The organism is Paenibacillus sp. J22FR21 (assembly GCF_056269135.1).
On record NZ_JBWDNJ010000019.1, the window covers coordinates 1 to 15,167 of the forward strand.

General features: G+C 44.8%; 15 protein-coding genes. All 15 read left to right on the forward strand.

All coding sequences use genetic code 11. The features are described 5' to 3' along the window. Positions 1 to 456: 456 nt before the first annotated feature. A complete protein-coding gene (locus tag AC0YNS_RS31380) occupies positions 457 to 2,496 on the forward strand; it encodes a response regulator transcription factor (RefSeq protein ID WP_475784794.1) in 2,040 nt (679 codons plus the stop codon). A gap of 208 nt (positions 2,497 to 2,704) precedes the next feature. Beyond that, positions 2,705 to 3,676: a methyltransferase gene (locus tag AC0YNS_RS31385; protein ID WP_475784808.1), complete on the forward strand. Its 972-nt coding sequence runs from the start codon at positions 2,705 to 2,707 to the stop codon at positions 3,674 to 3,676. 60 nt (positions 3,677 to 3,736) lie between these two features. Continuing rightward, a complete protein-coding gene (locus tag AC0YNS_RS31390; RefSeq protein ID WP_475784795.1) occupies positions 3,737 to 4,102 on the forward strand; it encodes a Gfo/Idh/MocA family protein in 366 nt (121 codons plus the stop codon). Next, positions 4,066 to 4,797, forward strand: a complete 732-nt coding sequence (locus AC0YNS_RS31395; protein ID WP_475784796.1) for a Gfo/Idh/MocA family protein — start codon at positions 4,066 to 4,068, stop codon at positions 4,795 to 4,797. Before AC0YNS_RS31390 ends, AC0YNS_RS31395 begins: the two co-directional genes overlap by 37 nt. A gap of 258 nt (positions 4,798 to 5,055) precedes the next feature. Then, positions 5,056 to 6,261, forward strand: coding sequence for an extracellular solute-binding protein (locus AC0YNS_RS31400; protein WP_475784797.1), 1,206 nt, complete (start codon positions 5,056 to 5,058; stop codon positions 6,259 to 6,261). Between the two features lie 57 nt (positions 6,262 to 6,318). Then, entirely contained in the window at positions 6,319 to 7,086 is a 768-nt protein-coding gene (locus tag AC0YNS_RS31405; protein ID WP_475784798.1) for a nucleotidyltransferase domain-containing protein, read from the forward strand. A 263-nt stretch (positions 7,087 to 7,349) separates the two neighbouring features. Next, positions 7,350 to 7,739 (forward strand): VOC family protein, encoded by a 390-nt coding sequence (locus tag AC0YNS_RS31410; protein WP_475784799.1) that lies wholly within the window; start codon positions 7,350 to 7,352, stop codon positions 7,737 to 7,739. Between the two features lie 94 nt (positions 7,740 to 7,833). Continuing rightward, positions 7,834 to 8,646 (forward strand): alpha/beta hydrolase fold domain-containing protein, encoded by an 813-nt coding sequence (locus AC0YNS_RS31415; RefSeq protein ID WP_475784800.1) that lies wholly within the window; start codon positions 7,834 to 7,836, stop codon positions 8,644 to 8,646. A 33-nt stretch (positions 8,647 to 8,679) separates the two neighbouring features. Beyond that, a complete protein-coding gene (locus AC0YNS_RS31420) occupies positions 8,680 to 9,054 on the forward strand; it encodes a VOC family protein (protein ID WP_475784801.1) in 375 nt (124 codons plus the stop codon). Positions 9,055 to 9,169: 115 nt separating this feature from the next. Beyond that, entirely contained in the window at positions 9,170 to 9,676 is a 507-nt protein-coding gene (locus AC0YNS_RS31425) for a GNAT family N-acetyltransferase (RefSeq protein ID WP_475784802.1), read from the forward strand. A 118-nt stretch (positions 9,677 to 9,794) separates the two neighbouring features. After that, positions 9,795 to 10,220, forward strand: a complete 426-nt coding sequence (locus AC0YNS_RS31430) for a DMP19 family protein (protein WP_475784803.1) — start codon at positions 9,795 to 9,797, stop codon at positions 10,218 to 10,220. A 182-nt stretch (positions 10,221 to 10,402) separates the two neighbouring features. Continuing rightward, positions 10,403 to 10,975, forward strand: a complete 573-nt coding sequence (locus tag AC0YNS_RS31435; protein ID WP_475784804.1) for a hypothetical protein — start codon at positions 10,403 to 10,405, stop codon at positions 10,973 to 10,975. 174 nt (positions 10,976 to 11,149) lie between these two features. Beyond that, complete coding sequence (locus tag AC0YNS_RS31440) at positions 11,150 to 11,554, forward strand: hypothetical protein (protein WP_475784805.1); 405 nt, start codon at positions 11,150 to 11,152, stop codon at positions 11,552 to 11,554. Between the two features lie 380 nt (positions 11,555 to 11,934). Next, positions 11,935 to 14,415: a discoidin domain-containing protein gene (locus tag AC0YNS_RS31445; RefSeq protein ID WP_475784806.1), complete on the forward strand. Its 2,481-nt coding sequence runs from the start codon at positions 11,935 to 11,937 to the stop codon at positions 14,413 to 14,415. A gap of 169 nt (positions 14,416 to 14,584) precedes the next feature. Next, entirely contained in the window at positions 14,585 to 14,938 is a 354-nt protein-coding gene (locus AC0YNS_RS31450) for a prolyl oligopeptidase family serine peptidase (protein WP_475784807.1), read from the forward strand. The last annotated feature ends 229 nt before the right edge of the window (positions 14,939 to 15,167 follow it).

Sequence of the window (15,167 nt, forward strand, 5' to 3'; positions counted from 1 at the left end):
TCCGTGAAAACGTGGGATAAGCCGGAATTTCTTCTGTTAACCGGCTTCCACTATATTAAGCCATATAAGAAGACGATTTCAATTCCAATGAACGCCAAGAAATAGAAGCTAACGCCAAATAGAGGGGCAGTAGAAAACAAACAGTAAGAAATGTAGGAGGACAAGAACATATTTGCATTAAAATCCGCGTTCTACGCGGTTTTTTTGTTTTATGGATACAACTTTTTGTTCTTTTCAAAAGACAAGAAGTTGTATTGTTTTCCAATAAAGGACACAAAGTCGTTTGGCTGCCTTCATTGAACTAACGGGCAATTTATAACTTGTTTGATTATGGTGTTTAACGTTCATGATTTAACATAATAAATAGTATGCCAAGTTGGAACATGGGAACTTATTGGACTGTTCAAAATTGGCATTACGTTAGCAACTAATTCTGTGAAAAGGTGGATAGGAACTATGAGGGATTTAGATTCACAGAAATTAACCGAAATCGATCGCTTGGAGCAGCGTTTTCTCGTAGGCAGGGAAAGGGAAGTCCGCCAGTTCCAAGATCGGCTGAATACGGATCAGATTTCCGGAGGAATCATTAATATTTACGGAACTAGTGGAGTCGGGAAAAGTTATCTGTTGAACGAGTTTCGAAGAATCTCCATATCTGCACGAGCTAAATACCTTATTGTCGACTGTCGCGTCCTGCCGAGAAATTCATATGACGTCTGCATGCACTTGCTTAATGTATTTCATTACCCCATCGATCAATTGGAGCCGAAGACTTCCCTTGATCAATTAACGGATATCTGTGTTCATGCGATAAAATTCTACGCAAAAGACGACAAACTAGTCTTAGTTCTAGATACATTCGAAGCCATCGGAGAAACGGAGCGCTGGCTAAGAGTATCGTTGATGCCTCGATTGGTGCCGGATATCCTTGTGATAATATCCGGCAGATTTCCTATGCAAGGCTCTTGGCTAGCTTCTCCTGGTTGGCGGCACCTTATTAGCAGAATGCCGCTTTCGGAGCTTGACTTCGACGCGGTTAAGAAGTATCTGGAGCTTTCCGGCATCACGCAACCTAACGGTGTGCATCAGATCTGGGCAAGAACCAAGGGGCATCCATTGACGCTTTCGCTTCTCGTCTCGACGATGCAGACCGAGCCGTCATCTTCAACAGCGGTTCCCGATGATAGCGATGTATTTTCTCACGTTGTCGCTTCTTGGCTTCAAGAAGTCCCCGATCCGGATATGAGAGAAATCGTGGAAACGATATCCGTATTGCGCCATTTTAACCACGATCTGCTGACGTATGCCCTTGGCAAGACCGTCTCACCCCAGCAATTCCGCAACTTAATTTCTTATTCTTTCATTCAACGCGTCGACCGTGGATGGATATTGCATGATCTACTTCGCGATGCCATCGGATTCGAGTTCCGTCAACGAACACCGGACTTTTATAATCAGCTCTGGTTGCGTTCTATATCCTACTATTCCGACAAAATCGAACGTAATAACAAAAAAGGCGCCGCGGCGTGGGAAAACTCCGAAATACTCTTCTATCTCGGAAACCACTTTATCCAGTTCATGTCTAATCGGCAGTCGATTTCCTACAGTATGGAACAGCTGCATCCCGCGAACTGGGCGGAAGCAGAAGATTATATGAAACAAAGGCAAATTGAGGTCAAAGACGGCGACGTCATATACGTGGATAGGCAAACAAATGAGCAAGCCACCTATCTAATGACGGAAAAAGAAAGCATTAGCATACTAAATCAGATCCGATTAAAAGAGCTGTATGAGCTGGAGCCCTCTTGCGTTATGATCATACGGAATGAAAAAGGCAACGTTTACGGTCTCATCGTGAGCATCCCCATTAACGAGCTTACCATGAATGAGCTAAGAACCCGTCCCGTCTCAGCCATCTATTTCAACAACCTCTCAGAAGCCGAGAGAAAAGAATTGAGTGTTCCTGGGCATACGAAGTCCGGTTATTTTGTCCAAACCGTCGATGTATACGATTACTTCGATCCAAATGTGATGCAAGCCGCGATATCTACGTTTATCACCTATATATTGACATCAGGTTATGTCGTTGCTTCCCCTACGGCCAATCCTGTGTCTGATTCGATTCTATTGGGCCTAGGGATGGAAAAAAGGAACGATATCCTGCACTACGACTATGATGGAGAGACACCGACTCCTTATTATGTTATGGATGCGAGAGGCGAAAAAATTTTACCCTACATAGAAAAAATGATCTATTCCTTTGGTCTTTCCTTATCATCCTTACAAGAACATCCGAACGTTATGGGTCGGCTTTCTCCTCGAGAAAGAGAGGTCGTAAAAAGCTTAGTAAACGGCAACTCAAACAAGGATATTGCTCGCGAGCTGTATCTTAGCGAAGAAACCGTCAAAAAGCACCTATCCAATATTTTTGAGAAGCTAGACATTAAAAACAGAGTACAGCTAATCAACCTCTTCAAGGAAGAATCACGAAATTAACACTGCTCTTGGAGTCGTGAGAGTGCGTAATTTGTTACTTCGCTAATACAACTTTCGGGTAATTCCCATGCTACAGCGCCAATCCTATACTGATATTGAGGGATGACGGATTGATTGTGCATCCCCGATATCAAAAAGGGATTGGAGCTGTGATCGGATGCAACATGCAGACCAGCAACAAGGGGTATCCCCTATACCCCTTGCGCAAATGATATTTGGGGGTTGGGTTCAGCAATGCATAACCGTGGCCGCAAAGCTCGGTATCGCGGATTTGTTGAAGGAGGGTCCTTTGAGCCATGAGCGGCTTGCCGAGCTGACCGACACGCACCCTGAGACCTTATACCGGCTAATGCGGGCGCTTTCCAGCGTAGAATTATTCAAAGAGTTGGATGATAGAATGTTTGACCTTCAGCCGCTAGGTACTTTTTTGCAGTCGGAAACGCCAGGTTCGATAAAAGATTTGGCCATTTTATTCGGAGAGAAGTGGCATCGGGAATCCTGGAGCAATCTCATCTATTCAGTGAGAACGGGGAAAAATGCCTTTCAAGAGGTTCACGGCCGAAGTTTTTTCGATTATATGGTGGAAAATCGGGAAGCAGGCGAAGTGTTCAATAATGCGATGATCGCCATTTCCAATATGCTTGTACCTTATCTAAGCAGTTATGATTTTTCCGACTGTAATCAAATTATCGATGTTGGCGGTGGGTATGGCGGAATTATGACCACGATTTTAAACCAGAACCCTCACTTGAAAGGCACCGTCTACGACCTTCCGGCTGTTATCGAAGGTACGAAACAAAATATGCGGTCGGCCGGCCTTGAGGACCGCTGCGTTTGCTTAGCCGGAAACTTCTTTAACTCGGTCCCGCCCGGCGGCGACGTTTATTTAATGAAACACATCGTTCATGATTGGGACGACGATGAAGCCGTGACCATCCTTCGTAATTGTCGGCAGCAGATGCATGATAATGGTAAGCTCATTCTACTTGAAGCGGTAATCGAGCCTGGGGACGCCCCTCATCCGAGCAAGTTTATGGATTTGGAAATGATTGTTTCGGTCGTTGGTAAAGAGCGAACGGAGAGTGAATTGAAAGCATTGCTAAAGGCATCCGGCTTTAAACTATCTCGAATTATACCGACTCCTACACCTGTTTCCATTATTGAAGGTATTCCAATTTAAGTTGTAACTCGCAATTATCTACTTTCGATTAATTCAAAACTCAAGAAGAAGGTGCTGCCTATGGAACAACAAAAACTTCGCATCGGTATAATTGGAGCGGGGTTTTGGACAGCGTTTATTCACATACCCGCTTTGCAGGCGTCAGAGAATGCCGAGATCGTTGCGATTTCGCGGCGAAATTCCGATCTGCTCGAGAAGATCAAGAAGGGTGCGGGAGTCCGGAGTGCTTATACAGATTGGCGAGAGATGATAGAGAAAGAACAGTTAGACGCAGTGATTGTCGCCACGTCTCATGCCTCTCATGCTGAACCTGCAATCGCATCTTTGAACAAAGGGCTGCATGTACTGGTCGAGAAGCCTATCGCTTCAACTTCAAGGATGCTTGGGCTATGGCAGCGGCGCAAAAGGAATCCGGTAAAGTATTGATGGTTGCGTATCAGAGCCGTTATCAAGCTGTTTATCAAGTTGTCAAAAGAGCATTGGACGCGGGGGAGATCGGAACGGTTCGCCAGGTTCAAGCGACATGTTCGCAAAACGCGGGGGCATTTCTAAGCGCTACCCCGCCACAGGAACTTGAAAAACTCATGCAAAGTTTTGGGCCAGAGTGGTTCAGAAATGCTGGAATAACACCTGGTGATTGGAGAAACAACCCGGAAGAAATGGGCGGCGGCATGTTCGCAGATACGGGTTCACACTTTACGGACCTTGCTTTGTGGTTTGCGGGTTCGCAACCGAAAAGTGTCATCGCGTTTTCAGAGCCTCCTGAAAAACCACAAGAAGCATACCTGAATGTGCAAGTCCGAATGACAAACGGGGCACTGATCTCCTTGTCCTCCAATTCGATCACGCCTGGAGACATGTTCGCTGCAAAAAATCACTTTCGCATTTTAGGCGACCTGGGCACCTTGACATGCGACGGTGAACGTGTGTCGGTGGACAGAGTACGAGATCGTGAGGAGCTGCCAGTTGATGGCCAGAGTATAACTACGGTTCAAGCATTTCTGTCTGCCATTAGGGATGGAGGAATCAACTTGACGCCCGCTGAAGAGGCCGCCCGTGTTGTAGAGGTGACAGAGGCAGGGTACATCTCAGCAAAGGAAGGTAGAATCGTTCAACTTTAGTAGTCAATATTCGATCCCCTTAAGGTCATCAACGAGGCTGCCGGCAAATGAATCCGGCAGCTTTCTTTGTGCTAAGACAAGAAGTTATATTGTACATTTTCAAAAGGAAAAACTTTACATGAGAACAAATGTTCCATATACTAAGAGGGAATCATACAGTTCAGTTTTATACCGATATAGGCTTTAATTATGAAGTGATCGGTGCCAAAGTACCTCAGTTGAAAATAAAGAACTTATCTCGTATTAAATTCGGAGGTCATGATGAACAAAGAACCAGTCACACTAAACCTTTTAATTTACGATTGGATGGTGCACGGCTTTCAGAAATACCTGGACAAGTTCAATGAAAGATATCCATGGATTACGATCAATCCTATTGATTCCGCGGGACGCGAAGCTCTGAGTTTAATCGAGTGGCAAAATAATTTACAAAAAGAGGGCAAGTCTGCGGATTTAGCAATAACGTACGATTGCTTTTATTGGATTGTAAAAGGTTTGCTTGAGGATTTAACGCCTTATATTAGGAACGATAATACGATAAATAGCTCAACTATTGTTGAAGGAACGCTGGACGCCTACAAAACTGGCGATCACACTTATGCTGTTCCCGTATTTACAAACACATTTTGGTTTTATGTCAATAAAGATTTGTTGAAAAGCTTAAATCTAGAGATGCCGCCGAACGATTGGACATATGATGATTTCTTTGAACTCGCAATAAAGGCCACCAACCTTTCGATACATCAATATGGTCTTGACTTTACTCCATGTATCACGTGGTATGTTAAATCGTTATATTCGATTGCGAACGGACATGCAGATCATTTATTTTTCATGAACAGTGATTTGACGGAAAGTGTTATTGATACACCCGAGGTCATTGCGGACATTCAATGGATGTACGATCTCTTCAACAAACATCAAGTGATCGTTAATGGAAATGTACTACGCACTGTTGGGGAGCGCTTTCCACAAGGAAAAGCATTATTTGTAATCGGAGATTTCCCGCCTGACCCTCATTGGAGCTTCGATTGGGACGTATTGCCGATGCCGAGAGGTACAAAGAAGCAAGTTACGACGCATATGGTTACATCTATGGGAGTACTTTCAGCCTCAGAGCACAAGGAGGAAGCGTATCAATTTATTAGCTTTTTCTACGAACTAGAAACACAAAAGTTATTAGCGGATGATTCAAAAGTGACAGCCATTCTGCACCCTGAGCTAGATCATTATTACGATGAAATCGACCACTGGAAGGGAAAAAATGTCGATGCCATTAAACTTTCAAATCTAATTGGCAGTCAAGATCCAGTCCTGATGGACCCGGCGTATAATACAGAATATTTACCGCTTCATCATGATAGTAACTGGAAAATAGAGTCTGGTGAATGTAGTTTTAGTGACATCACAAAAGAAATTGATAGCTGGAGTAGAAGAAAAATTAAGTTTAATCCTAATAAATAAGAAAGTCGGGCAGACCACGAGCCGAAAGAAGTTCTTACATGTTCAGGAGGAGTCTATATGATATTAGAGAAAGTTATAAATAGAATTGAAATACAAAGTGAATATAAGGATTTTGTTGAGAAGTATATAGATAATTTACTTACCGAATTTAAAGGTAAGATTCATAGCATTTATATGTGTGGCTCGATTCCAAAAGGAACAGCTAAACCTTTTAAGTCAGATGCAGACTTTACTATTGTATGTGTAAATCCCGAAGATATTGATTACGAAAGAGTGTCAACTATTAAAGACAGGCTTTTGGAAGAATATCCAGTAGTAACTAAGATTGATACGATAATTTGCTCGATTGACGATGTATTAAGTAAACCGAATGAGTGGGGTTTTTGGATTAAGATCATTTGCGTGTGCTTATATGGTGATGACGTTGGTGAAAAAGTGCCACCGATAATTGCTTCTCCAGCGTTCATTTTAGACTTAAATACAGAGACCAAGGAGGAAGTAGCTCGTATACATAGTTCACTTTCTAATGCTAGTGATAACACAATGAAAACTAGATATATTAAAGGTTATTCTAAGAGATTAATTCGTGCATTATACTCTTTGGTTTTAGAAGATACAGGTGTATGGCAAGATGACATTATTAAGATGAAGGATGCCATATTAGACTATTGCGAGATTGACTCCGCTTTAGTTGATTATCTGTATGCTTGTTACTTGGATAGTCATGTACTTGTTGAAGAGTTTCTGGGAATAGCAGATGAAGTATATAGCTATTTTGAGAACGCCTTAAATACAATGGCTGCTTCCAGAACTTCCTTCGGGTAACACCATATTGACGCTCGGGGTCACTCTGAGAAGCGGGTGACCACATCCAGCAGCGGCTCTAAGGGGCCAAGACGTCGTCAATACAAAATGTTAGCCTAAACATACTAGGTCAAGCGACGGCAGCCGGTCAGCAATCGGCTGCTGTTTTTCATTGAAGTAACGGGCATTTTAGTTAAAAGGAAAATATTTACACAAGACCACTTGTACGATAATATTTGAGTGTTGGAATCCGCAACTATGTTTTTTAGGAGGAAGTTAATAATATGCTAACAGCTCCAGTGAAAAACGTAATTAATTGTTGTATTCCTGTTATGAATGTCAAAGAATCAGCAGATTGGTATGTGAAACATCTTGGCTGTAGATACGAAGGAGAAATAAGAGAGGGAGATACGTTTTTAAGATTATCGAGTGGACCTGACATCAATTTACTAAAAGTAGACGAAACCGTCCAATGGAAGCTAAATGGTTTTGTAATTCCAATTATCCAAATCCATACAGATGATGCCAATGCATTGCACCAGTATTTAAAGTTAAATGGAGTATCAGTCGAAGATGTTTTTGACCATTCATGGATTGGTTATAGTTTTGCAATGTATGACCCCGATGGAAATAAGATATTAATATGGCAAGCAAATGATTTGCTAGAATCATAAATTCAGTCGTTAAACTAAGGGAGAACATTTGCTGAATAAGAATATCGAGTCACCTAGAGTCGCAGGCTTCCCTATGGGAGAGGAGCATAAACAGATGGTGGAACAAGAAATTCAAATGATCTCAGATGTAATCTATGGGGAAGCGGACGGCAAGCCGCTGCTGCTCGACATCGCTATGCCATCGCAGCAGATAGGTAAACTTCCGATTGCCTTGTATATTCATGGAGGCGCGTGGTTATGGGGTGACAAGGCTGAACCTTCGGAGAGCGGGATGTTTGTTCGTCACTTTGCAGCCCAGGGCTACTTCTCCGTTAGCATCAATTATCGATTCAGCAACGAAGCAATTTATCCTGCACAGTTGCATGATGCGAAGGCAGCTGTTCGTTGGCTTCGAGCGAACGCAGAATCTTTCGGTGCCGATCCGGCACGGATTGGTGTGTTCGGGCATTCCGCCGGCGGGCATCTGGCGGCATTGCTAGGTACGACTGGACAGGTAGAAGAAATGGAAGGCCGTAGTGGGAATCCCGGTATTTCCAGCTCCGTGCAGGCGGTTGCCGCCTGGTCGGCCCCAGTCGATTTCCTGCAGATGTTGGACGGCTTTCATGACTCACCTGAGTCGTTAGAATCTCGACTAATCGGCGGATACGTGAGAGAGCATCCGGAAAGGGCAAAGATGGCCAGCCCGATTACATTTATAACAGATGCCGCGCCACCATTCTTGATCATTCACGGTACTGAAGATGAGATTATTCCATTCAATCAGGCGGAAATTTTACACGAAGCGCTTCATAACTCCAGTATTCTGGCAATCAAAGGAGCCAATCATAGTCTTCAAGGCGGCAATCTTGGCTGGGAAGATGTTCTCCAGACGACTCAAATTTTCTTTAATCGACATATTCGGATCTAGCCCGTAGGCTAGCAAAAGATGAGGAGGATTAAGATGAGTAAGTCTATTAGTCACGTACAGATTCCAGTTAGAAACTTGGGCGAGGCAATTACTTGGTATACTACCTATTTGGATTGTAAGTTACATGCTAATTTCAGTGAATTTTCAATCATTAGTTTTGCTGAGGATAAAACACATATTTTTTTATGGCAAACTTCCGACGAAACTACCTCAACATTCTCTGTTAACGGAGAACCCATTCCTACGATTGGATTTCAAGTTGATGACATGGATGAATTATGTAAGAAGGTATCTGAAGGTGCCATAAAAGTACATGGGGATCCAAAAGCATCACCAGTAGAGGAAGGCAGAAGGTTTCTTAAAATATTCGATTTAGACGGAAATTTGCTAGTCGCACATACTGCCTAACGTTAATGGTCGTTACTTTGGTAACTTGGAATAATATTCGAGTAGTACAATTGCAATGAGGCTCCCGGCATTGATGACGTACATAGATTCGGGCTAAGGGTGATGATGTGTGTTCGTGGAATTGGAGAGAATTACTGAAGGTGGATTAGATACATTAGAAAATCTCTTTGAATTTGTTGCGTATGACTTGTCTGAACTGAGTGGTTCAGATATTAGTGAAGAGGGCTCATTTATTCGTAGTCTTAATCATAGAGATTGGTATGAAAGTCAGAATTATGACTTGTTTTTTATAAGAGTTGATAGTAAATTAGCTGGTTTTGTTATCATAAAAAAACTTATAGAAGAAGGTACTTACTACCTCAATCATTTTTTTATCTTAAAGAAATTTAGGAATAAGAACGTAGGAAAAGAAGCTGCATATAAGGCATTCAATTTGTATTTGGGCAACTGGAAAGTTAGTGAATTTGATTGGAATATTCCTGCTCAGATATTCTGGAGAAAAGTAGTAAACGAATATACAAATGGTCAGTTCACCGAAACTAGGCGCAAAGACAACAAAGGACCAGCACAAGAGTTTAAAAATTTTTTTAATGATGGAGCTTTAAGCTTACGGGCACTTTAGTGTAACAAACAGGAGAAGCAGTCTGCGGGCGGCAGCTGCTCCTTTGTTATTAAGCGAATGGGCAGGATAGCTCCATGACATGACGAATTATTCGAGTAATAAAACTAGGGGGCATAGAATGGATAAAGAGACAGTCTGGCAAAATATCTGGCAGAAAGTCGAAAATGATGGACAATCTAGTTTGAATAAATATGAAAAAATTTGGTTAAACGTTGATGGATTAATCGGTGATGTGAGCGGAGGCGGCTTGATTAGTTTCTTTTATAATCATGGTGCAGACAATTATAAGGAAACTATCGAAGACCTTGAAACAATCGGGGCAGAATCTGCAATTACATTAGTAAACAATATTGGTTCTATGTTCCCTGGTGGAGTACCTCCTGAAAATATAGAAGAACGGAATGAGATTATCGATTCATGGGACCACGATGAACTAAATGAGTTCTTCGAAAATTTGGATGAACAGTTTTATGCAATTATGGATGACCTGGAAAATAAGCTAGATCCAGTCATTGAAAAAGCAATAAAGCTAGCTGACGAGTAACATTATATATGCCATTCAACGATAGCTCAATCACGATATACGGCAGCTGGTCAAACGATCAGCTGCCGTGTCCATTGAAGTAACGGCAGTATAGCGCAATGATTATCCTCATTTAGAGAAACCCAATTACAATCAAGAATTACAAATGAAGTATAATATTCCTTATGAAAGGAGGGCGTGTGATGAGGATAAACTTATGGATGATCAGTGTAATCGCGTTGTTCGCGATCAGCGGCTGTCGGGGGCAAAAGACTTCGTTTCAGGCGGATACTTTCTCGGATAAAGATAAGTGCATTGTTAGCATACAAAATAGCAAGGCCTTGTGTTATGGCGATTCGAGAGCGGATATCGAGGCGATCATTCAGGACGGTGGCGATAGTGGGCATCCCTTTGTAATGTATCATTCGGGTGTGCGCGTAGCGTATCGCGGCGATGTCGCCGTGGGCTTTCAACTTTTGGAGGGTTCCGAAGACGTGTATCAAACGGCTCGCGGAGCACGCGTCGGGATGAGCAAAGCCGAAGTCATGAATCTCTATGGGCTCAAATATGCGCATGAAGCAACGCCGAATAATCTCGATTATGCCTACGACATGAAGATGGGTAAGTTTGTCGAAAAGACGCAAGTATTCTCTGTTGCGGTTCAGGAGAAGCGAGAGCAGATTTTCCTAGTCTCCGCGATGTTCGATGGCAACCAGGGAGGCGCGGCCTCTCAGATTGGACTGATAGATCAGAAGATGGCGATTTTTTTAGAGTAGTCTAACGGGACACTATAACACAACAAACAAGAAGAAACGGCAGCCAGAATAATGGTGCCAGTTTCTCATCTTACGGGCTAGTATAGCTACTTTTGCCTTACTAATTCGTCAATATGTTGTCTGAAGAAAACGGTAAGGCAGGTGGGTACAATTCTAAGAAGCAGCTTCCTCGTTGTGATATTAATTTTGGTCCTTGGTATTACTGGGTGTGTAAACGATGTTCTGGATGGAAAAGAGATTGTCAGCATTAAACTCGAATGTGCAGACGGATGTAAGAAAATGCAGACAGCAGCATTTGTAGATGACAGCGTGACTTATGAGAAAATTGATGAAATAAGGATATTCCAGAGAGCAATCAGTAAAGCGATAATAATGAAAGGTGACATAGATTATAGTGCAATGTTGTTCATGTACCTTACGTTCGAAGATGGCACAGAAAAGAAATACGTGTTAAACGTTGCTGACGAAGATGGAAGTACCGCCTTACTCGTCGATATAGCGGATAGAGTGCAAGGATACGAAATACCAAAAGATCAGACTGCTGAACTAAGAAAGATTATTTATCAGGCTAAATCATAGCACGTACGCCGCCGCGGTCGACGAGTCCGTCCAGCTGCGATATCTGGCCGGACCGGATGTGGAAGAGATGGCGAAGCTGCGCTGGTCGGCATCGGAAGACCGCTATCTGGGCGCCATACGGGATCTGATGGGACAGACGGTTTGGCGGAATCAGCAGCAACCTAACACTTCGTGAGCGACCGGACTGGGTGGTTCTTTCCGTTTCGCAAAATAGGTAAGGAAGGTTTCGCGTCCCGCATCCTTCCTAGTCATTGGGGTACCTCGGACTCAAGCAACGTTGGGTCTGGGGTACCCTTTTCTGTTTTAAGGTAAATTATGTAAAGTAATTCTAAGCATATCCGTTGCAAGAGACGATACAGGAAGAAAGGAGGTTGGTACTGATGAAGAACGGGGTAATAATGTATGCAAGAAGTGTGTTGGCGTTCCTAATGGCAATGACCGCCTTGGCGGCATTTATTCCAAACGGTCATGCTCGAGGTGAAGGAACGATGCTCAAAACGGGCAATTATGTCTATAGTGTCTCTCCGGATGGAGGCAATTCACCGGATCTGCTATCGACCGGTCTGATGGCGGCGGCGAAAAGCGTATTGTATGACGGTACAACCGCCTATGCAGGCTGGATGGGGAAAGCGAAATCGCCGATGACGGTGCATGTGGTGATCGACTTGCTCAGGGATTATCCCCTTGATCAATTGCGTGTGGTGATGAACTCACCGAACAAATACTGGGGCTTCAAAGATATGACCGTCAAATACCGCCCGGAAGCGGCCACAGGTTATTACATCGCAACCAGGCATATCAGACAAGGCACCGAGCTGAACTATACGGTCAACGTGCCGATGGCAGGCGTGACGGCCAGGTTCATCGTGCTGGACATCACACGCACGCAAGCCTTTCAGCATATCCCTCTGACGGAAGTTGAAATCACGCAAGGCAGCGGCACGCCGGGGCAAAATCCGAAGCCCTCGTTCACCGCGGAGCAGCTAAAGGCCGAGCTGAACAAGGACGCCTTGCTGGTGGACCGTTACGGCCAATGGATGAACGATGCTTGGTCGGGTAAAATCACCTCCGACGCGCAGCTGCGTCAGAACTATACGGACGAAGCCGCCGCCTTGGCGAACGTCGCATATGACCCGGAAATCTACGATTCTTACGGCGGCATCAAGCGTATTGGGAAATACGAGAGTACCGGCTATTTCAGGCTGGAGCAGGTCAACGGCAAATGGTGGTTCATTACGCCGGACGGGTATCCTTTCTTATTGAAAGGGGTGGATGCCGCAAGTTTATGGGAAGCCGGCTACAAGACGCCGACGCAGAAGCCGGACGGCACGCCAAGGCAAATTTTCGAGCTGCTGCCCGACCGGACGCTATACGCGCCGGCTTATACCAAGGACGAGAAAGGCGAGTACGTCACCTTCATTGTCTCGAATGTAATGAAGAAGTACGGCAGCGATTACGAGGCGAAATGGGGGGATATCACGCGCAAACGCCTGATACAGTGGGGGTTCAATGCCTTCAGCAAGTGGACCAAGCCGAAGGGCGTCGTTTTTCCGTACGTTCAGGTGCTGCAGGACCCTGCTAACTTGCGAAGAATCCTATGGTCGTACGACGTGTTCGATCCTCAGACCGCGCCGATCATCGAGAATACGCTAAAGACGCAGCTGAAAAACGCGCGCAACAGCAAGTGGTTAATCGGCTACACCTACGATAACGAAGCAGGCTGGACAACCGATATCGTCAAAGAGCTGCTGACGTACGGGGCGGATTCTCCGGCGAAAGGCGCCTTCGTCGATTATTATGCCACGCGGCACGGCAGTCTCGATAACGTCAATATGCTGCTCGGCATGAACGCCGTTTCGTTCAACGCGCTCAAGGACACTCCGATCGCAATCACCAAGGTATCCTCTGCGGACGTATCCGGCTTTATCACCTTGGCATCCGAGACGTATTACGCTATGATCCGCGACATCCTGAAGCGGAATGACCCGAATCATTTGTTTCTCGGCTCCACTATCGTCCCTACTTGGCGAACGAGCTTGGATTGGGATCGGGGGGCGATGCCGTATGTCGATGCCTTCTCGGTGGACAGTTATACGAGGGATGGCAGCTGGATGGACGAATATGAGGCTTTCGGGAAGCCGCTGCTCAATCTCGAGCATTCCTTCGGCTCGTCCGACCGCGGTTTGTCATATATCAGCGCCCCTACGAAGACGACCAGTACCCTTGAGCGGGGAGTAGCCTACCGGGCATTCGCGGAAAGCCAGGCACAGAATCCGCTGTTCGTCGGCTCAGGCTGGTATGCCTATTTCGATCAGGCCGTCACCGGACGCGTGGACGGAGAAAGCTACAATATCGGACTCGTAGATCAGCAGGATCAGCCATACACGGAAATGGTCAGCATTATGAAGATGGCTCACGCGGGATTGGAAAACATACATCTGTACGGCATTAACCTCGCCGCCGGTGCTGCAGTCGCGGCCAGCTCGACCCATGTTGCAACGCTTGCGCCCGCTAACGCGGTCGACGGTGACGGGACGACGCGCTGGGGCTCGAACTATACCGACAACGAGTGGATCTATGCCGATCTCGGCGCGGTCAAGACGGTGAACCGGGTTTATCTGAGCTGGGAGGCAGCCTATGCGAAAGCCTACAAGATCCAAGTATCGAATGATGCCAAGACCTGGACGGATGTATTCGCGACCACTTCCGGGGACGGGGGGATCGACGATATCTCGTTCTCAGCCAAGAGCGCAAGATATGTACGGATGCTGGGTCTGAAGCGGGGGTCGGCTTACGGGTACTCGTTATGGAGGTTTGAGGTATTTGCTTCGACTTCTGGCCTGTCATTTTTGGAGGATTAATAATCGTACTCGGGCTAATCATTTTTGCAATTGTTATTAATAATTGGACAAAGAAATACCTTTAGAGCGCCGACGCTTATTGAACTAACGGACACATTTGCTGAGCTGAATAAGAATATCGTGTCAACCAGGAATCGCAGGCTTAACTATGGGAGAGGAGTAATAATAGATGTTCGAACAAGAAATTCAAATGATCTCAGATGTAATCTATGGGGAAGCGGACGGCAAGCCGCTGTTGCTCGACATCGCTATGCCATCGCATGTGAGAGAGCATCCGGAAAGGGCAAAGATGGCCAGCCCGATTACATTTGTAACAGATGCCGCGCCACCATTCTTGATCATTCACGGTACTGAAGATGAGATTATTCCATTCAAACAGGCAGAAATATTACACGAAGCGCTTCATAACTCCAGTTTTCTGGAAATCAAAGGAGCAAATCATAGTCTTCAAGGCGGCAATCTTGGCTGGGAAGATGTTCTCCAGACGACTCAAATTTTCTTTTATCGACATATTCGGATTTAGCCCATATAAATCCGAATATATTACTCTGATGGAGAGGCGCATCTTACCAGTATTCTGCTAACGTGCACGTTAACACACCGCTGAACAGGCCACCTATCGATCGGTGGCCTGTTCAGCTAAACCAGCTAATATCTTGTCAACATTTTTCATTAGAAGCTTGAAAAAATACTGCTATACTAGAATCTAAGCATTACAAATAACCCTCCGAATTTATATTGGAAGGTTTTTC